Below are 13898 nucleotides of genomic sequence, written 5' to 3'. Positions count from 1 at the left end.
GCATCGAACAGAGAGAGAAGCAGAGCTGGTGGCCCGACCCTCACGGATGCATCCTGGCGCCCTTCACGATCTTGTCGACGATCTTGCGTTCGGCGCGCAGGCCCAATCCGACAAGCTTCGCGTCATCGGGAGTGTATCGCGCAAAGACGTCTCTATTCGCGGCATCGTGGCCGGTCGAGAACATGTCCTCGATATAGGCGGAAATTGTCACCTGGCGCTCGATGGCACGCTTGTGGATGGTTCGCAAAATGTCCTGGTCAGCGGCAAGCACCACCATGGGCTGAATGGTCATTGGATTATAGACATGCCCGGCGCCGTCACGATAGGGTTCGCCGATGATTGTCGGCGTCTGAGCAACGATGCCGCTGGTCAGGAAGGCGGTCACGTTCAGCTTCTGCCAGTTTTCAAGGTCATCGCGGATGACGAAGGCGATCTTGGTGTCGAACATGCAAGCAAACTCCGTGCAGGGCATTGAAGGTGACGAAGATCTAGCGCCGGCTGCGCTGGATGGTCTTGAACGTTCGTGCAAAGCCCGTCCGCCGGCCGCGATCCGCAGCGCAATCCCCTCGCATGGGGTCGAGCGCATCGAAGCACGCTTCCACGGCACGCTGTTTGCGCCGCACCGGCACGATACCTATGCGCTTGGACTGACACTGCGCGGCGTTCAGACATTCCGCTATCGCGGACGGGACCATTTCAGCAATGCCGGCAATGTCATCGTGCTGCATCCGGACGAGCTTCACGATGGAGCTGCCGGCACGGAGGACGGCCTGATCTACCGGATGATCTATCTTCCGCCGACCATGATCAGCGGGGTGAACGGTCATCGCCAAGCGTTGCCCTTCGTTGCCGATCCCGTGCTATCCGATGCCGGTCTTCGCCAGGCGCTGGCCGAGATCCTGGCAGATCTGGAAGAGGAGCCCGACGCGCTTGCCATGGACGATGTGGTGATGCGGCTGGCCGCTGGCCTGTCCCGACAGTCAGGCGCCCCGGGAAAGCCCGTCCATCATCTGGCTCAGACCGGCGTGCTGCGGGCGCGCGACTTCCTGGACAGCCATTTCGGGCAGGCGGTCGATTCCGAAATGCTGGAAGCCGAAACGGGGTTGAACCGCTATGAACTGGCCCGTCAATTCCGCCGGCTGATGGGCACCAGCCCGCACCGTTACCTCATCATGCGCCGGCTCGAACAGGCCAAACGCGCGATGCTGCTCGGCGAGAGCCTGGCCTCGGCAGCGGCCGAAGCCGGCTTTGCGGATCAGGCGCATTTCACCCGCCATTTCCGCAAGGCCTTCGGCATGACGCCGGGTCGCTGGCTGTTCATGCATGACGACAGGGGCGACCACCGCCGGCTCGCCGGCGGCGCTGTGAAAATCGGCTGTCAGGGATAGGCCGTGGATCCGTCGGGCTTGCGCGTGACCTTGCGCTCCCAGTGGATATAGTCTTCCGTCTGAAGGGCCTTTTCGTCGATTTCGAGACCCCAGCCCGGCCGGTCCGGACGCAATTCCATATGGCCATCGACGGGCATATAGGGATCGACAGCCCAAGGCGCGTGCACGTGCGGCTTGAACTCCAGGACCTTGAAATTCGGCTGGGCGGCACAGAAATGGACATTCACGGCCGTCGCCAGCGGCCCCATCGGATTGTGCGGCGCGACCGTCACAAAATGCGCCTCGGCAATGCTGGCAATGCGCCGCATCTCAGAGACCCCGCCCACGACGCAGATATCCGGCTGGATGATATCGGCACCCCTTGCTGTCAGCAGCGAGAGAAACTCGAAACGGTTGTAGAGCGATTCTCCCGTCGCAAGCGGCACCGTGACCTTGGATTTTAGCTCCGCCCAGGCCGGAATATGCTCCGGTCTTATCGGCTCTTCATAGAAGAACGGATCATTGGGTGCGATGGCCGCGGCAAGCTGGATCGCCTGGTAGGGCTCGAAGATCTTCGCATGCGCGTCGAAGGCAAATTCAAAATGCGACGGCGTGATCTCCCGGATCCTTGCAAACCAGTCGCCGGTCTCCTTCACCAGTTCACCCCAGCGACCGGAATGCAGGTCGCGGCGATAGGGGCTCAGCTTGAAGGCCGTATAGCCGTACTCCTCAAAGAGCTGCTGGGTCTGGTCGCGGGCATGTTCGGCGTCCGGCGCGGTATAGACGCCGCAGTAGACCCGCACCCGATCCCGCACATTGCCCCCCAGCAACATATAGACCGGCAGACCGGCGGATTTCCCGGCGATATCCCAGAGCGCATGATCGATCGCCGAAATCGCTGCGAGCCCCATGGCGCCCGGCGGAAACCGGCACTGCTGGTTGAGTTTCAGAACGAGGAATTCGACCCGTCGCGGATCCTCGCCCTCGATCTGGTGAAACAGATAGTCGAAGAGCGGCGGCAGCGCCCAGTCGGGGCCGTGATTGTAGCACTCCCCCCACCCGTCTATGCCTTCGCTCGTCTCGATCTTCAGCAGCAGCCGGGGGCGATCGTCCACCCTCTGCATGTAGGTCTTGAAACCGGTGATATGCATTGTCTTGCTCCGTCAGGCCGCACGCGTTTCGGCGGTCACGCGATCGACGACCCCGCGCAGGATCGTCCGCTCTTCATCGTTGAGAGCAACCACACCCGGAATGCGAACCGGTCCAACTTCCGTGCCCAGCATGGCGAGCGCTTCCTTCACCACCGTGACATTGGCGCCATTGTTATATTTGGTGCGCAGCGCCTCGAATTCGGCAATCCCATCGATGAGGCCGCGTGCCCGCGCATAGTCGCCGCTCTCCAGAGCGGCATGAATGGCGTGGGAGCGTTCCGGGAAGACATTGACGAGGCCCGAGGTGAAGCCGCGCGCGCCGGTCGCGTAGAAGGCCGGCGCCCAGCCTTCGGCCAGCCCGCAAACCCAGATGGCCGGCGCATCCCTGGTGGAGCGGATGACGTCGGCAAGCAGCATGAGGTTCGGCGAGGCGAATTTGATGCCGGCAATATTGGGGTGGAGCGCCATCTGGCGGAAATCGGCAACCGAAAGCCCGTCGCCGCGGACATAGGCAATCACCGGCACGCTGCAGAAATCGGCAAGATCGAGGAAATACCGCGCCTGGTACGAGGGACCGGCAAAGGGGTCCATCGGGTGGTGCCCCATGATGGCATCGGCACCCGCTGCAATCGCGTCCGAGGCCAGCGCCTTGGCATCGGCAAGCGAGCGGCCGACGGCGGCGCTGACCAGCGCCTTGCCGTCGGCGGCCTTGATCGTGGTGCGATGAACCAGGCGGATTTCGTCCAAAGTCAACGTGAAGAATTCGCCGGTATTGCCGGCCGCCATCAGATTATGGACCTTGGCGGCCGCCATCTTCCTGATGAGCCCGTCAAGCTTGACCGGGTCGATGCTCCCATCCTTGGTGTAGGGAGTTACCGGAACCCCTGATATCCCGGTCAGCGCCTTTCTGACGGCCTCTAGTTTTGCACTCACGTCACTCTTCCTCTTTCTTCCCAAATACAATCGACAGATAGATGTCGCCGGAGCGGACCACATGGTCGCGCATGCAGCGCTCCGCACGGTCCGCATTCTTCTCGACAATCGCCTGGGCGATGTCTCGATGTTCTCCAAGGGCCCTTTCGCGTTCCGCCGGATCCGAATGAATGACCCGGCGAATGCTGGCATCGTAGAATTGCTGGCGCTCGATCAGCCGGGCCAGATAGTCGCAGCGGGAGGCGCGGTGGATCTGCTCGTGAAAGCTCTCGTTGAGCGCGATCAGCTCATCGGCATTTCCGGATACGGTTGCCGTCTCCATCAGACGCACCGTCGCCTCGATCGCCCGGCAGGCCTCGTCCGAGACACGCTTTGCCGCCAGATGGCCGATCATCGATTCCAGCGCAGCGCGTGCCAGGATCATCTCCTCGGCCCAGCCCATGTTGAAACGGATGATCACGCCGCGTCGCGGCAGAGCCTCGACGAGACCCTCCGATTCCAGCTGCCGCAAAGCCTCCTTGATCGGCGTCGTGCTCACTCCGAACTGTTCGGCCAGTTGCCGCTCATTGACCTTTTCATCCGGCGCGAACTTGCCGGCAATGATCGCTGCCCGAAGGTTGCGGTGAACATGATCACGCACCGTGACCTGCAGCGCGGGATCAAGTCGCGTAATCCGTCCGTCAAGATCTGTCTGGCTGTGCCCCTGAACCATCTCTGCAAAATCCTGTTGACGCGCAAATCATGATGTGAGATCTGATATACCAGATTTCACATTGATGTCGATACGAAAAGTTGCGTCGGCAAAAAGAGGTTGAGGAGCCTCAACGGAGGAAAAATCCCATGTTAAGACGTGAATTCATGACCCTCGCCAGCGCCCTCGTGCTCGCTGCATCGGCGCCGAATTTTGCCATGGCCGCAACGCCCGGCGATCAGTTCGTCATTGCTGTCAACATGTCGTCCATGCGCGGTCTCGACCCGCACGAGCTCAACCAGCTCGAATCGGCGGAAGTCGTTGCCAATCTCTACGAGCGCCTGATCGTCCTGCCGGCGGACAATATCGCCAGCCCCGAGCCGGGCCTGGCCGAAAGCTGGACCGTGTCCGACGACGGCAAGACCTTCACATTCAAAATCAGGTCGGGCGTCACCTTCCATTCCGGCAATACGCTCACCGCCAAGGATGTCGAGTGGTCCCTGCGTCGCCTGGTGAAGCTCGGCCTGGCACCCTCGACCGATCTTCGTCAGTGGGGCTTCAGTGCCGATAATGTCGACACGCTGATCCGCGCAACGGACGACCAGACGCTCGAACTGAAGACGCCTGAACTGTGGAATGCCGACCTCATCCTGCTGTCGCTCGCAAGTTTTTCGACATCCATCCTCGACAGCGCATTCCTGGCCGACAAGGACAAGAATGGCGATATGGGACGCGAATATCTGCAGACCGCCGATGCCGGCTCCGGCCCCTATTCCCTGCGCACCTGGCGTGCAAACGAGCTGCTGATTGCCGACGCCTTCAAGGACTACTGGCAGGGCGCGCCCGCCATGCGCCGCGTTTTGATGCGCCACTTGCCGGAATCCTCGGCCCAGCGCTTGCAGATCGAGGCCGGCGACCTGGATGTCGCGACACGCCTGTCGTCGACCGATCTCGCGGCGCTCGACGCCAAGGATGATGTCACGATCCAGAAGACGCCCGGCTTTGGCTTCTACTATCTGGCATTGAACCAGAAGGATGAGATCCTCGGCAATCCCAAGGTCCGGGAGGCCTTCCGCTATCTCATCGATTATGATGGGCTCGCCGGTACCGTCATGAAATATTACGGCATCAAGCAGCAGACGATCATTCCTGCCGGTCTGCCTGGCGCATTGACGGAAAACCCCTACAAGCTGGATATCGACAAAGCCAAGCAGCTGCTGGCCGAAGCCGGCTATCCGGATGGCTTTTCCAAGGTCTATTATGCCACGCCGGTGACGCCGGAATATGAAGTGGCGCAGTCGCTTCAGGCCAATGCCGCGAAGGCCGGCATCAAGCTCGACCTGCAGGGCGGCGATCATATCGGCAAGTTCCGCGAGCGCGCCTTCGAACTGTTCTCGGCCCGCTCTGGCGAGCGTCTTCCTGATCCGCATGCCGTGCTGGCGTCCTATGCGACCAATCGCGACAATGCGGACGCCGCCAAGCTGACCGGACTTCTTGCCTGGCGCACAGCCTGGGATGTCCCAGCCGAAATTCAGGAGATGGTGACCGCCGCCGCGCATGAAACGGACAAGGCCAAGCGCGCCGCGCTCTATGAGAGCATCAACCGCGCCTATCTGGAATCCTCTCCGCCCCTCATCACCTCCTTCCAGCGCACGGATGCCAAGGCCGTCCGCGGTGTCGTGAAGGGCTATCTCGGCCACTCCACCTGGCTCACCCGCTGGGACACAGTGACCAAGGGCGAATGATTGCCTGACAGAGGATGCCGACATTGACCACCTCCCAAACGACCGTGGCAGCGGGGCCGGGCAGCAGCAAGCTGTTGTCCGGCTCCCGGAAGATCGCCACATCCTTCGCCGTGATCCTGACCACCCTCTTCGGCCTGCTCGTGATCACCTTCGCGATCGGGCGGCTGGTGCCGGCAGACCCGGTCATTGCCGCGATTGGAGATCAGGCGGATCAGGCAACCTATGAGCGCGTCTATAAGGAGATGGGCCTCGACAAGCCGCTTATCGTCCAGTTCGGCACCTATCTCAGCAATATCGTGCATCTCGACTTCGGGCAGTCGCATATAACCAAGAACTCGGTCGCGAGCGATCTGGCGAGGGTCTTCCCGGCAACCATGGAGCTTGCAACACTTGCAACGCTGATCGGCGCCGGGCTTGGCGTGCCGCTCGGAGTAATCTCGGCCGTGCGCAAGGGAACCTGGGTGGATCATCTGGGACGCGTCGTGGGTCTGCTCGGCTATTCCACCCCGATCTTCTGGCTCGGCACAATCGTCATCCTGATCTTCTACGCGCAGTTCGGCCTGATCCCTGGCGGCGGACGCATTGATATCTATAATGAGGGCCTCGTCGAAGGGCCGACCGGCTCGCTGCTGCTCGATTCCCTGATCGCCGGCGAATGGGACGTCTTCCTCAGCGCCCTGCACCACGTCGCCGCTCCCGCCATCATTCTCGGCTACGCCGCCATGGCCTATCTCAGCCGCATGAGCCGCAGCTTCATGCTCGAGCAGCTGCGGCAGGAATATATCCTGACGGCCCGCGCAAAGGGCATCAGCCAGCATACGGTTGTCTGGCGCCATGCCTTCCGCAATATCCGGGTGCAGCTGCTGACGGTCGTGGCGCTGGCTTATTGCGGCCTGCTCGACGGCACGGTCCTGATCGAAACCGTCTTCGCCTGGCCGGGACTGGGGCAGTATCTGACGTCGGCCCTCTTCTTCGCCGACATGAATGCCGTTCTCGGCAGCGTGCTCCTGATCGGCATCATCTCGATCGCGATCAATCTTCTGTCGGATATCGTCTACCGCTTCATCGACCCGAGAACACGGTAACATCATGAGCAAGACCGGATCTTTCGCCGCCCTGCACAACTGGCTGATCAGCGAGGATTTCACCTCGACCCGCCAGGCGCGGCTGCACACCTATTACGTCGGCTGGCTGAACCTGCTGGCCAATCCTCTCGCCTTCCTGGGTCTGATGATCGTCGTGCTGCTGGTCGTTATCGCCACGCTGGCGCCTGTCATCACCACGCATGATCCCTATGCCCAGGACCTTGCGATGGCGTTGCAGGCGCCGTCCGCTGCCCATTGGTTCGGAACCGACGAATTCGGACGGGATGTCTATGCACGGCTGATCTACGGCGCGCGCACGACGCTCTACATCAGCATTCTCGTCACCGTCATCGTCGCCCCGATCGGCTTCGTCGTCGGTGCAACGGCCGGCTATCTCGGCGGCTGGGTCGATACGGTTTTGATGCGCATCACCGACATCTTCCTGTCCTTTCCCAGCCTTGTCCTGGCGCTCGCCTTCTCCGCCAGCCTCGGGCCCGGCATCGAAAATGCCGTGATCGCCATCGCCCTGACGGTCTGGCCGCCGGTCGCGCGCCTGGCCCGCGCGGAGACATTGACCTTCCGCAATGCCGATTTCGTCGTGGCGGCAGAACTGCAGGGCGCCGGCATGATGCGCATCCTGTGGCGTCACATCGTGCCGCTCTGCGCGCCGTCGATCATCGTTCGCCTGACGCTCAACATGTCGAGCATCATCCTGACGGCGGCCGGATTGGGCTTTCTCGGCCTCGGCGCGCAGCCGCCCATGGCGGAATGGGGAGCGATGGCCGCCTCCGGCCGCCAATATCTCCTGGATGCCTGGTGGCTGACCACCTTCCCCGGCATCGCCATTCTGACCGTCAGTCTCGCTTTCAACCTGCTCGGCGATGGCCTGAGAGACATTCTGGATCCCCGCAATGCCTGACACATCAAAACCGATCCTGTCCGTCGAAAATATGTCGGTCGAGTTCCCGACCCTGTCGGGCGTCGTCCAGGCGGTGCGCAATGTCAGCTTCACCGTCGGTCGGGAAAAAGTCGGCATCATCGGCGAATCCGGCTCCGGCAAGAGCACCACCGGGCGCGCCCTGATGCGCCTTCAGCCGCCGCAGGCGGTGGTGCGCGCCGATCACATGCGGTTCGAGGACGTAGACCTGCTCGCTGCTTCGGAAAAGGACATGCTCTCCATCCGCGGGCGCCGCATGGCCATGATCCTGCAGGATCCGAAATACTCCCTCAACCCGGTGATGAGCGTTGGCGAGCAGATTTCCGAGACCGTCCTGCTGCATGAAAAGGTGACGAAACGCAACGCAAGACAGCGAACTCTTACCATGCTGGAGCGGGTCAAGATCCGCGATCCCGAGCGGGTCTACACTCTCTATCCCCACGAAGTCTCCGGCGGCATGGGGCAGCGTATCATGATCTCCATGATGCTGATCGCCTCGCCCTCGCTGATCATCGCCGACGAGCCGACCTCGGCGCTCGACGTGACGGTGCGCCAGGAGGTTCTAGCCATCCTCGACGAGCTGGTAACGGAACGCAATATCGGCCTGATCTTCATCTCGCACGACCTCAATCTTGTCCGGACCTTCTGCGACCGGGTGATCATCATGTATGCCGGACAGATCGTCGAACAGATCGCCGCCCGGGATCTGGGAGAGGCCCGGCATCCCTATACAAGAGGGTTGTTGAACGCCCTGCCGAGCCTCGACCATCCCCGTGACCGCCTGGATGTGCTCAAGCGCGATCCGGCATGGCTGGAGACCACCGCATGACCATGATCGACGTCGACAACCTCACCGTTTCCTACGGCTCGAAGGATTCCGAAATCCAGATCGTCAAAGGCGTCAGCTTCCAGGTCGCCGAAGGTGAGAGCTTCGGCCTGGTCGGAGAAAGCGGTTGCGGCAAATCCACGATCCTCGGTGCGCTTGCCGGCCGCAACAAGCAGTGGACCGGCCGGATGACCATTAACGGCGAAGACATTGGCCGCAGGCGGACACGCTCGCAGCTGGCGCTCCAGCAGATGGTCTTCCAGGACCCGTTCGGCTCCATCCATCCGCGGCACACGATCGGGCGGACGCTTCTCGAACCCCTGGAGATCAATGGCATCGGGCAGCGGCAGGAAAGGATCGAAAAGGTTCTGACCGATGTCGGTCTGCCCATTGCTTTCCGCTATCGCTATCCGCACCAGCTCTCAGGCGGCCAGCGACAGCGCGTCGCCATTGCCCGCGCGCTCATTCTGGAGCCGCGCATTCTCTTGCTGGACGAACCGACCTCGGCCCTCGACGTCTCCATCCAGGCCGAAATTCTCAACCTGCTGAAAGACCTCCGCGAACGGGAGAAACTCACCTATATCCTGGTGAGCCACGACCTCGCAGTGGTGGCGCATCTGTGCGACCATATCGCTGTCATGCAACATGGGACTTTCGTTGAAATCGCCGACAGACAACAGCTCGTGGAAGGCAGGATAACCCATCCCTATACGCGCATGCTGCGCGACGGCAGCCGGGGCTATGTTGCCGCCTAAGGCATCCAGGCGATCGACAGGCTGAAACGCCTGCCTAAGCCGCTGCATTGAAGGCGTCTGCCTCGCTTTGCGTCAGAAAATTGAAAGTGACGAGCTCGCTCTCATCGTCTTGACGAATACCGACGGCGGTCACGATCAGCCGGGCAATCTCGTCCTGCGCCTCGCTCCCTGATCGAGAGGCCTTGACGGCCTTCTCGATGGCCGGCGCGAAGATCTCGCTGATAAGGCCGAGACGCATGTTGTGCTTCATGATGATATCCCTGTCCTCGATGATGGCGGCCTGCTCGGCCTTCGGGATATCGGCATTGTCCAGCGCCGTGATCGTCGCATTCGTCGCGAGCTTGATCGGGCCTTCCTCCAGCCAGCGCTCAACCATCTGGTTGAACTGGCGCATGCGCGCGGCGGGAATGGTCTTCTGAACGGATATCGACATGTCTCTTCCTTCCTTCAGCTCCGATGCGCCGGACCCGCCTTGCCGGCCGCAAAGCGCCGGCCTTACGATCAGCGCTCGCCCGACGGCTTCTGGCCGCTCAGGCTTTAAACGTCACCGTCACGCCGCGCTGCCGGAAATAGGCCTGCATCAGCTTTCTGCCGGACCGGTTGTTCTGCACCAGCTTTGCCGGATCGAAGACAGCCTCCTTCGAGCCGGCCCGGGCCAGGGCTGCCCGTAGGGTCGCGATGTGCTGGTCAAGATCGGCATTATCGGCTTGAAGCGACGCATAGATCTGATCTGTGGCCTCTGCAACGGTCGGTTCGTTCAATATCTGCTCCTGTTTCATTCGCTCTGCCGTGTTTGCTGATCCATCGAGCCCCGAGACTGCAAAGTGTCCCGGTCAAACCCGTGAAGGTCCGCCGGTGCTCATGAGGTGCCGCTGGGGATCGGGCAGTGCCGTGTCCGCTGTAGCATATGTCCTGCCGGTGGCAAGGCGAATTGAGCCGGCGCAGAATTCGATGCGGCGCAGAATCTGCGGCAACATGGCCCATGTAGGCATCTACGGTTTTGCGGTAGCGCTGACACCATCGTCATAGCCAGGGTAGTATCCAAATGTGGGATTGGTTTCCGATCGTGTTCTTCCCGTTCAAGCTGCTTGTGCTGGGCACGGGCATGTTCTACGCCATCAAGTGGCATCACGATCAGGAGAAGAAGAAATAGCCGCGGACGGCTCCCTTCTCTTGCAATTCCCTCAGCGCCCTGTCGGCCGCAGACAGTGCAAAAACTTTCCAATCACCGTTCCGCTTTGCCGATGACACTGTTATTGCTGACCAATGACAGAAGGCTTGGACCAAGCCCTGCGCGAAAGCATGCGTCACACCTTGCTCCTGCACTGATAAGCGGCTTTCCTCCCCCGACAGCATGGCGCGACCGGAAGCCCTGACGCCGGCGCCCCGCATGCGACACTGCCCTTGAAACGAAGGCCAAGCGCCCGATAACCTGAAGAGGTCGTTCGGGAGAGCTTGATGGTCAAACGCCTGTGGGCATTCGGGAGGCGCTGCATGCAGGACGGGGATGATGAGGCCCCCGGAGCGTCATGCGCGAAGCGCGCCGTCCGCATGCAGGAAAATTGTGTTACCAGAAGGCCACCATTGGGCGCCCCGCTGGGAAAAGCGCCGGGAGTAGCATCGCGTGAATGAGCAATCTCCCCGCCCGGCGGCGAAGACCGGTGCCTTTCCTGACATCAAGGCCGAGGCTGAGGCTGAGGCTGAAGCAGAAGCCGCAGCAAGGATACGCACGGAAAAGATCAGCCAGGCCCTTTTCGATCTTCCGGTCTGCCGCAATTGCGGTACCGGCCTCGTGGATGACTATTGCCATGCCTGCGGGCAGAAGAAGGTATCGCGGCTCAGCAGCCGGCACCTGCGCGAGGAGGCCTGGGAAAAGCTTCGCTGGTTCGAGGGAGGGCTCGTCAAATCAGCGGTGAAGGTCATGCTGCGACCTGGCGTGGTGGCTCGGGAATTCGTCTTCGGCCAGCGAAAGAACCACACCCATCCCCTCAAGCTCCTGCTTGCCGCAATCGTCGTGCTCCTGCTTGTCATTGCACGAACGGACTATCTCGGCACGGACGACGAGACGCTGAGCAAAGCGATCGAACTGGTCCGCACCTATTCCAAGTGGTCCTTCTCGCTCGGCATCGTGGCTGTTCTGATTGCTTCGAATACTGTCTTCTGGTTTCGAGGCGGGTTCAACATGGTGGAACATCTGGTGCTCGCCACCTATACCCATTTCGTCATTCTCGTTGCCAGCATCGTCAACCTCACGCCGCTTCTCTGGCATAGCTCGCCGGAGGCAGTCGCTGCCCATCGCGCAGCCTCCGCAACCTATATGGGCTGGGTCGAAGCAGCCATCGTGTTTCTTGCGTTTGGTCAGTTTTTCGCCATCAATTGGCGGCAACAATGGTGGTGGCCCGCGCTTGGTGCGGCTGTTTTCTACGTCGCGAAAGAAGGACTTTTCTACCTTTACGCGCGGGCGGTCATCCGGATCGTGATGGCCCAATTGTCCTGATCGAGGTCGATACGAACGATAGGAAAACTCCATGAAAGCCATTGTTCTGATGGGAGCCGGCCTTGCCGGCGCACTCTTCCTCCCTCAGGGCGCTGACGCCGCCGCCCCTGCCAGCCTTTGGCCGACGCGGGACGACAGTGCAATCTGCGCGCCGATTTTTTCAAAGCTGCGGCAAATGGAAGAAGGAACCCTGGTCGCACAAGCGCAGATCCCTCCACCGTCCGAAAAGGCCAAGGCTGAAACCAAAAAGCCGCCGAACGAGGAGGAGTTGACGACAGAGCTTTCGGCAATGCTGCAGGCATGTTCCTATGACGGAAAGGCTCTGACGGTAAGGCCCCAGCCGCAGCAGAGCCCCGATAGCGCGGAGGGCAAGGCGACCGTCGACAGGATCATGCGCTTCACCGGCCTGCCGCAGAACTTCACCATCATGGAGAGCGATGTTCCCAATGCAGCCGCGATCATCGTGCTGGGGGAGGACAGGATACCCAGGCGGGTGATCGCCTATAGCCGCGCCTTCATGCGAGAGGTTGCCCAAGCCACCGGAGAGGATGGCTGGCCCGGCACGTCCATTCTGGCCCATGAAATCGGACATCACCTGTCCGGCCACACGCTGATGCCGGGCGGCAGCCAGCCACCGACCGAACTTGAAGCCGATAAGTTCTCCGGCTTTGTCCTGTTCAAGATGGGCGCAAGCTTGCCGCAGGCGCGCAAGGCAATCGCAACCCTGATCCCGCTCGCCGATGGCCCGACCCATCCCGGCCAGGCGAAGCGTTTGAAGGCGCTGCAGGCCGGCTGGATGGAATCCTGCCGGCAGCAGCAGCAGGACTGCGGCGAGGAGACTGTGGCTGTGGCAAGCGTTGAACCCAGCCGGCCGGCCCTGCCAAAGGCGCCGCCGCAGGAGGCTCCCCCAGGCTCGGCGGCGACGGGTCAGGGTGCTGCGCCTGCCAATGTCACATCTACCCCCATGCCGGACATTCCAGGACCGCTCGATATCGTGATCCCGGGTGCGGGGAGCGGTGCGGCGAAACCCGGCCCTGCCGTTCTCGACCAAATCCCGCGCCTGCAGGCCGAGGCCACACCATCGAAATTCGACCGCTTCGTCTACGATGATGTGGGCGTGTTCGATCCTGCCGTCCGCGAGAAGCTGCAAGAGACGGCTTACCAGTTCGCGGCGGCGGCGAATGTCGAAGTGGTGACCGTCGTCACCAAGGATCTCCAGGAACGGGATCCCGACCAGTTCGCCCTTGATTTCATGCGGCAGATGCGGGTCGGGAAGATGGACGTCGGCAACGGCGCTGTGCTTGTCGTCGCGCCAAACCAGAAGAAGGTTGGCCTGTCTCTGGGGCCGGGCCTTCGGGTGCTGTTCGAGAACGACCCCTCGCCGCGCAAACGCCTTGCCGATTTTCTCAAGATCGTCGAAGGCGGCGGCCAGCCACAGCGCGTGAGTTCCACCATCGCGGGAGCCGCCTACCGGGTAATGAGCCAGGCAAAGTCGCTGGACTGGGTGATCCGTTACCCGGATTTCGCGGCCTATCAGGCTGCGGATGAAAAAATGTTCGAGCAACGGGCCAAGGCGACCACACCCTATGATCCCGCCAGGGATCCGGTTGAAAACAAGCTGCTCCGGCTGGACGCCACGCTGATGACCACCGCGCCCGATCCGACAGACCGCACACTCATGGTGAACGAGCCTCGGTCCCGTCATGTCGGCCCAGCCATGCAGGTCCGCACCCCTGACGGGAAAGATATCGTCCTCTACGTCAATCGCGATCTGGAGACGCTGATGCCGGTTCCCCTGCAAGAAGGGCGCCGCTATTCCTTTGTCGCGCGCGATACCGTTCTGCGGACAGGTGCGCCGCAGCTCGATCTCATCAGCTACGATCTGCTGCAGTAGGCGTCGAGGGACCGGAC

The 13898-nt window shown here is 61.6% G+C and carries 14 protein-coding genes; 8 read left to right on the top strand and 6 right to left on the bottom strand.

The features are described from left to right. Positions 1–40: 40 nt before the first annotated feature. Entirely contained in the window at positions 41–448 is a 408-nt protein-coding gene (locus tag QTJ18_RS03050) for a DUF2000 family protein (RefSeq protein ID WP_252752102.1), read from the bottom strand. Here QTJ18_RS03050 and QTJ18_RS03045 point away from each other — a divergent pair. Beyond that, positions 447–1388, top strand: a complete 942-nt coding sequence (locus QTJ18_RS03045) for an AraC family transcriptional regulator (protein WP_252752103.1) — start codon at positions 447–449, stop codon at positions 1386–1388. The two genes, QTJ18_RS03050 and QTJ18_RS03045, sit on opposite strands and share 2 nt — an antisense overlap. On the opposite strand, the gene QTJ18_RS03040 is transcribed toward QTJ18_RS03045, so the two are convergent. The 3 genes from QTJ18_RS03040 to QTJ18_RS03030 are packed head-to-tail and all read right to left on the bottom strand — an operon-like array spanning position 1379 to position 4163. Next, the gene (locus QTJ18_RS03040) at positions 1379–2518 is read right to left on the bottom strand and encodes a mandelate racemase/muconate lactonizing enzyme family protein (RefSeq protein WP_252752104.1); all 1140 of its coding nucleotides are present in this window, start codon (positions 2516–2518) and stop codon (positions 1379–1381) included. The genes QTJ18_RS03045 and QTJ18_RS03040 overlap by 10 nt on opposite strands. Before the next feature lie 12 nt (positions 2519–2530). Then, on the bottom strand, positions 2531–3451 hold the full coding sequence (locus QTJ18_RS03035; RefSeq protein ID WP_252752105.1) for a dihydrodipicolinate synthase family protein: 921 nt from the start codon (positions 3449–3451) through the stop codon (positions 2531–2533). Between the two features lies 1 nt (position 3452). Then, the gene (locus tag QTJ18_RS03030) at positions 3453–4163 is read right to left on the bottom strand and encodes a GntR family transcriptional regulator (RefSeq protein ID WP_252752106.1); all 711 of its coding nucleotides are present in this window, start codon (positions 4161–4163) and stop codon (positions 3453–3455) included. A 128-nt stretch (positions 4164–4291) separates the two neighbouring features. On the opposite strand from QTJ18_RS03030, the gene QTJ18_RS03025 reads away from it, so the two are divergent. From QTJ18_RS03025 to QTJ18_RS03005, 5 genes are read left to right on the top strand one after another with little or no spacing between them, the layout of a single operon-like run. Continuing rightward, positions 4292–5887, top strand: a complete 1596-nt coding sequence (locus tag QTJ18_RS03025) for an ABC transporter substrate-binding protein (protein WP_252752107.1) — start codon at positions 4292–4294, stop codon at positions 5885–5887. Positions 5888–5910: 23 nt separating this feature from the next. After that, on the top strand, positions 5911–6972 hold the full coding sequence (locus QTJ18_RS03020) for an ABC transporter permease (RefSeq protein ID WP_252752108.1): 1062 nt from the start codon (positions 5911–5913) through the stop codon (positions 6970–6972). A gap of 4 nt (positions 6973–6976) precedes the next feature. After that, complete coding sequence (locus QTJ18_RS03015) at positions 6977–7891, top strand: ABC transporter permease (RefSeq protein WP_252752109.1); 915 nt, start codon at positions 6977–6979, stop codon at positions 7889–7891. Further along, complete coding sequence (locus tag QTJ18_RS03010; RefSeq protein ID WP_252752110.1) at positions 7884–8738, top strand: ABC transporter ATP-binding protein; 855 nt, start codon at positions 7884–7886, stop codon at positions 8736–8738. The genes QTJ18_RS03015 and QTJ18_RS03010 overlap by 8 nt, the downstream gene beginning before the upstream one ends. Continuing rightward, complete coding sequence (locus tag QTJ18_RS03005; protein ID WP_252752111.1) at positions 8735–9490, top strand: ABC transporter ATP-binding protein; 756 nt, start codon at positions 8735–8737, stop codon at positions 9488–9490. The genes QTJ18_RS03010 and QTJ18_RS03005 overlap by 4 nt, the downstream gene beginning before the upstream one ends. Positions 9491–9524: 34 nt before the next feature. Here QTJ18_RS03005 and QTJ18_RS03000 read toward each other — a convergent pair whose 3' ends face one another. Together QTJ18_RS03000 and QTJ18_RS02995 are read right to left on the bottom strand one after the other, a co-directional pair. Continuing rightward, complete coding sequence (locus QTJ18_RS03000) at positions 9525–9923, bottom strand: hypothetical protein (RefSeq protein ID WP_252752112.1); 399 nt, start codon at positions 9921–9923, stop codon at positions 9525–9527. A gap of 97 nt (positions 9924–10020) precedes the next feature. Beyond that, positions 10021–10254 (bottom strand): hypothetical protein, encoded by a 234-nt coding sequence (locus QTJ18_RS02995; protein ID WP_252752417.1) that lies wholly within the window; start codon positions 10252–10254, stop codon positions 10021–10023. Positions 10255–11114: 860 nt separating this feature from the next. Here QTJ18_RS02995 and QTJ18_RS02990 point away from each other — a divergent pair. After that, positions 11115–11987, top strand: coding sequence for a DUF3667 domain-containing protein (locus tag QTJ18_RS02990; RefSeq protein WP_252752113.1), 873 nt, complete (start codon positions 11115–11117; stop codon positions 11985–11987). A 31-nt stretch (positions 11988–12018) separates the two neighbouring features. Then, a complete protein-coding gene (locus QTJ18_RS02985; RefSeq protein WP_252752114.1) occupies positions 12019–13881 on the top strand; it encodes a TPM domain-containing protein in 1863 nt (620 codons plus the stop codon). Positions 13882–13898: the final 17 nt, after the last annotated feature.

Origin of the sequence: Rhizobium sp. SSA_523, assembly GCF_030435705.1 — a bacterium.
Taxonomy (GTDB): domain Bacteria; phylum Pseudomonadota; class Alphaproteobacteria; order Rhizobiales; family Rhizobiaceae; genus Neorhizobium.
The sequence above is the reverse complement of the archived record's forward strand: the minus strand, read 5'-3'. Positions and strand labels throughout refer to the sequence as shown.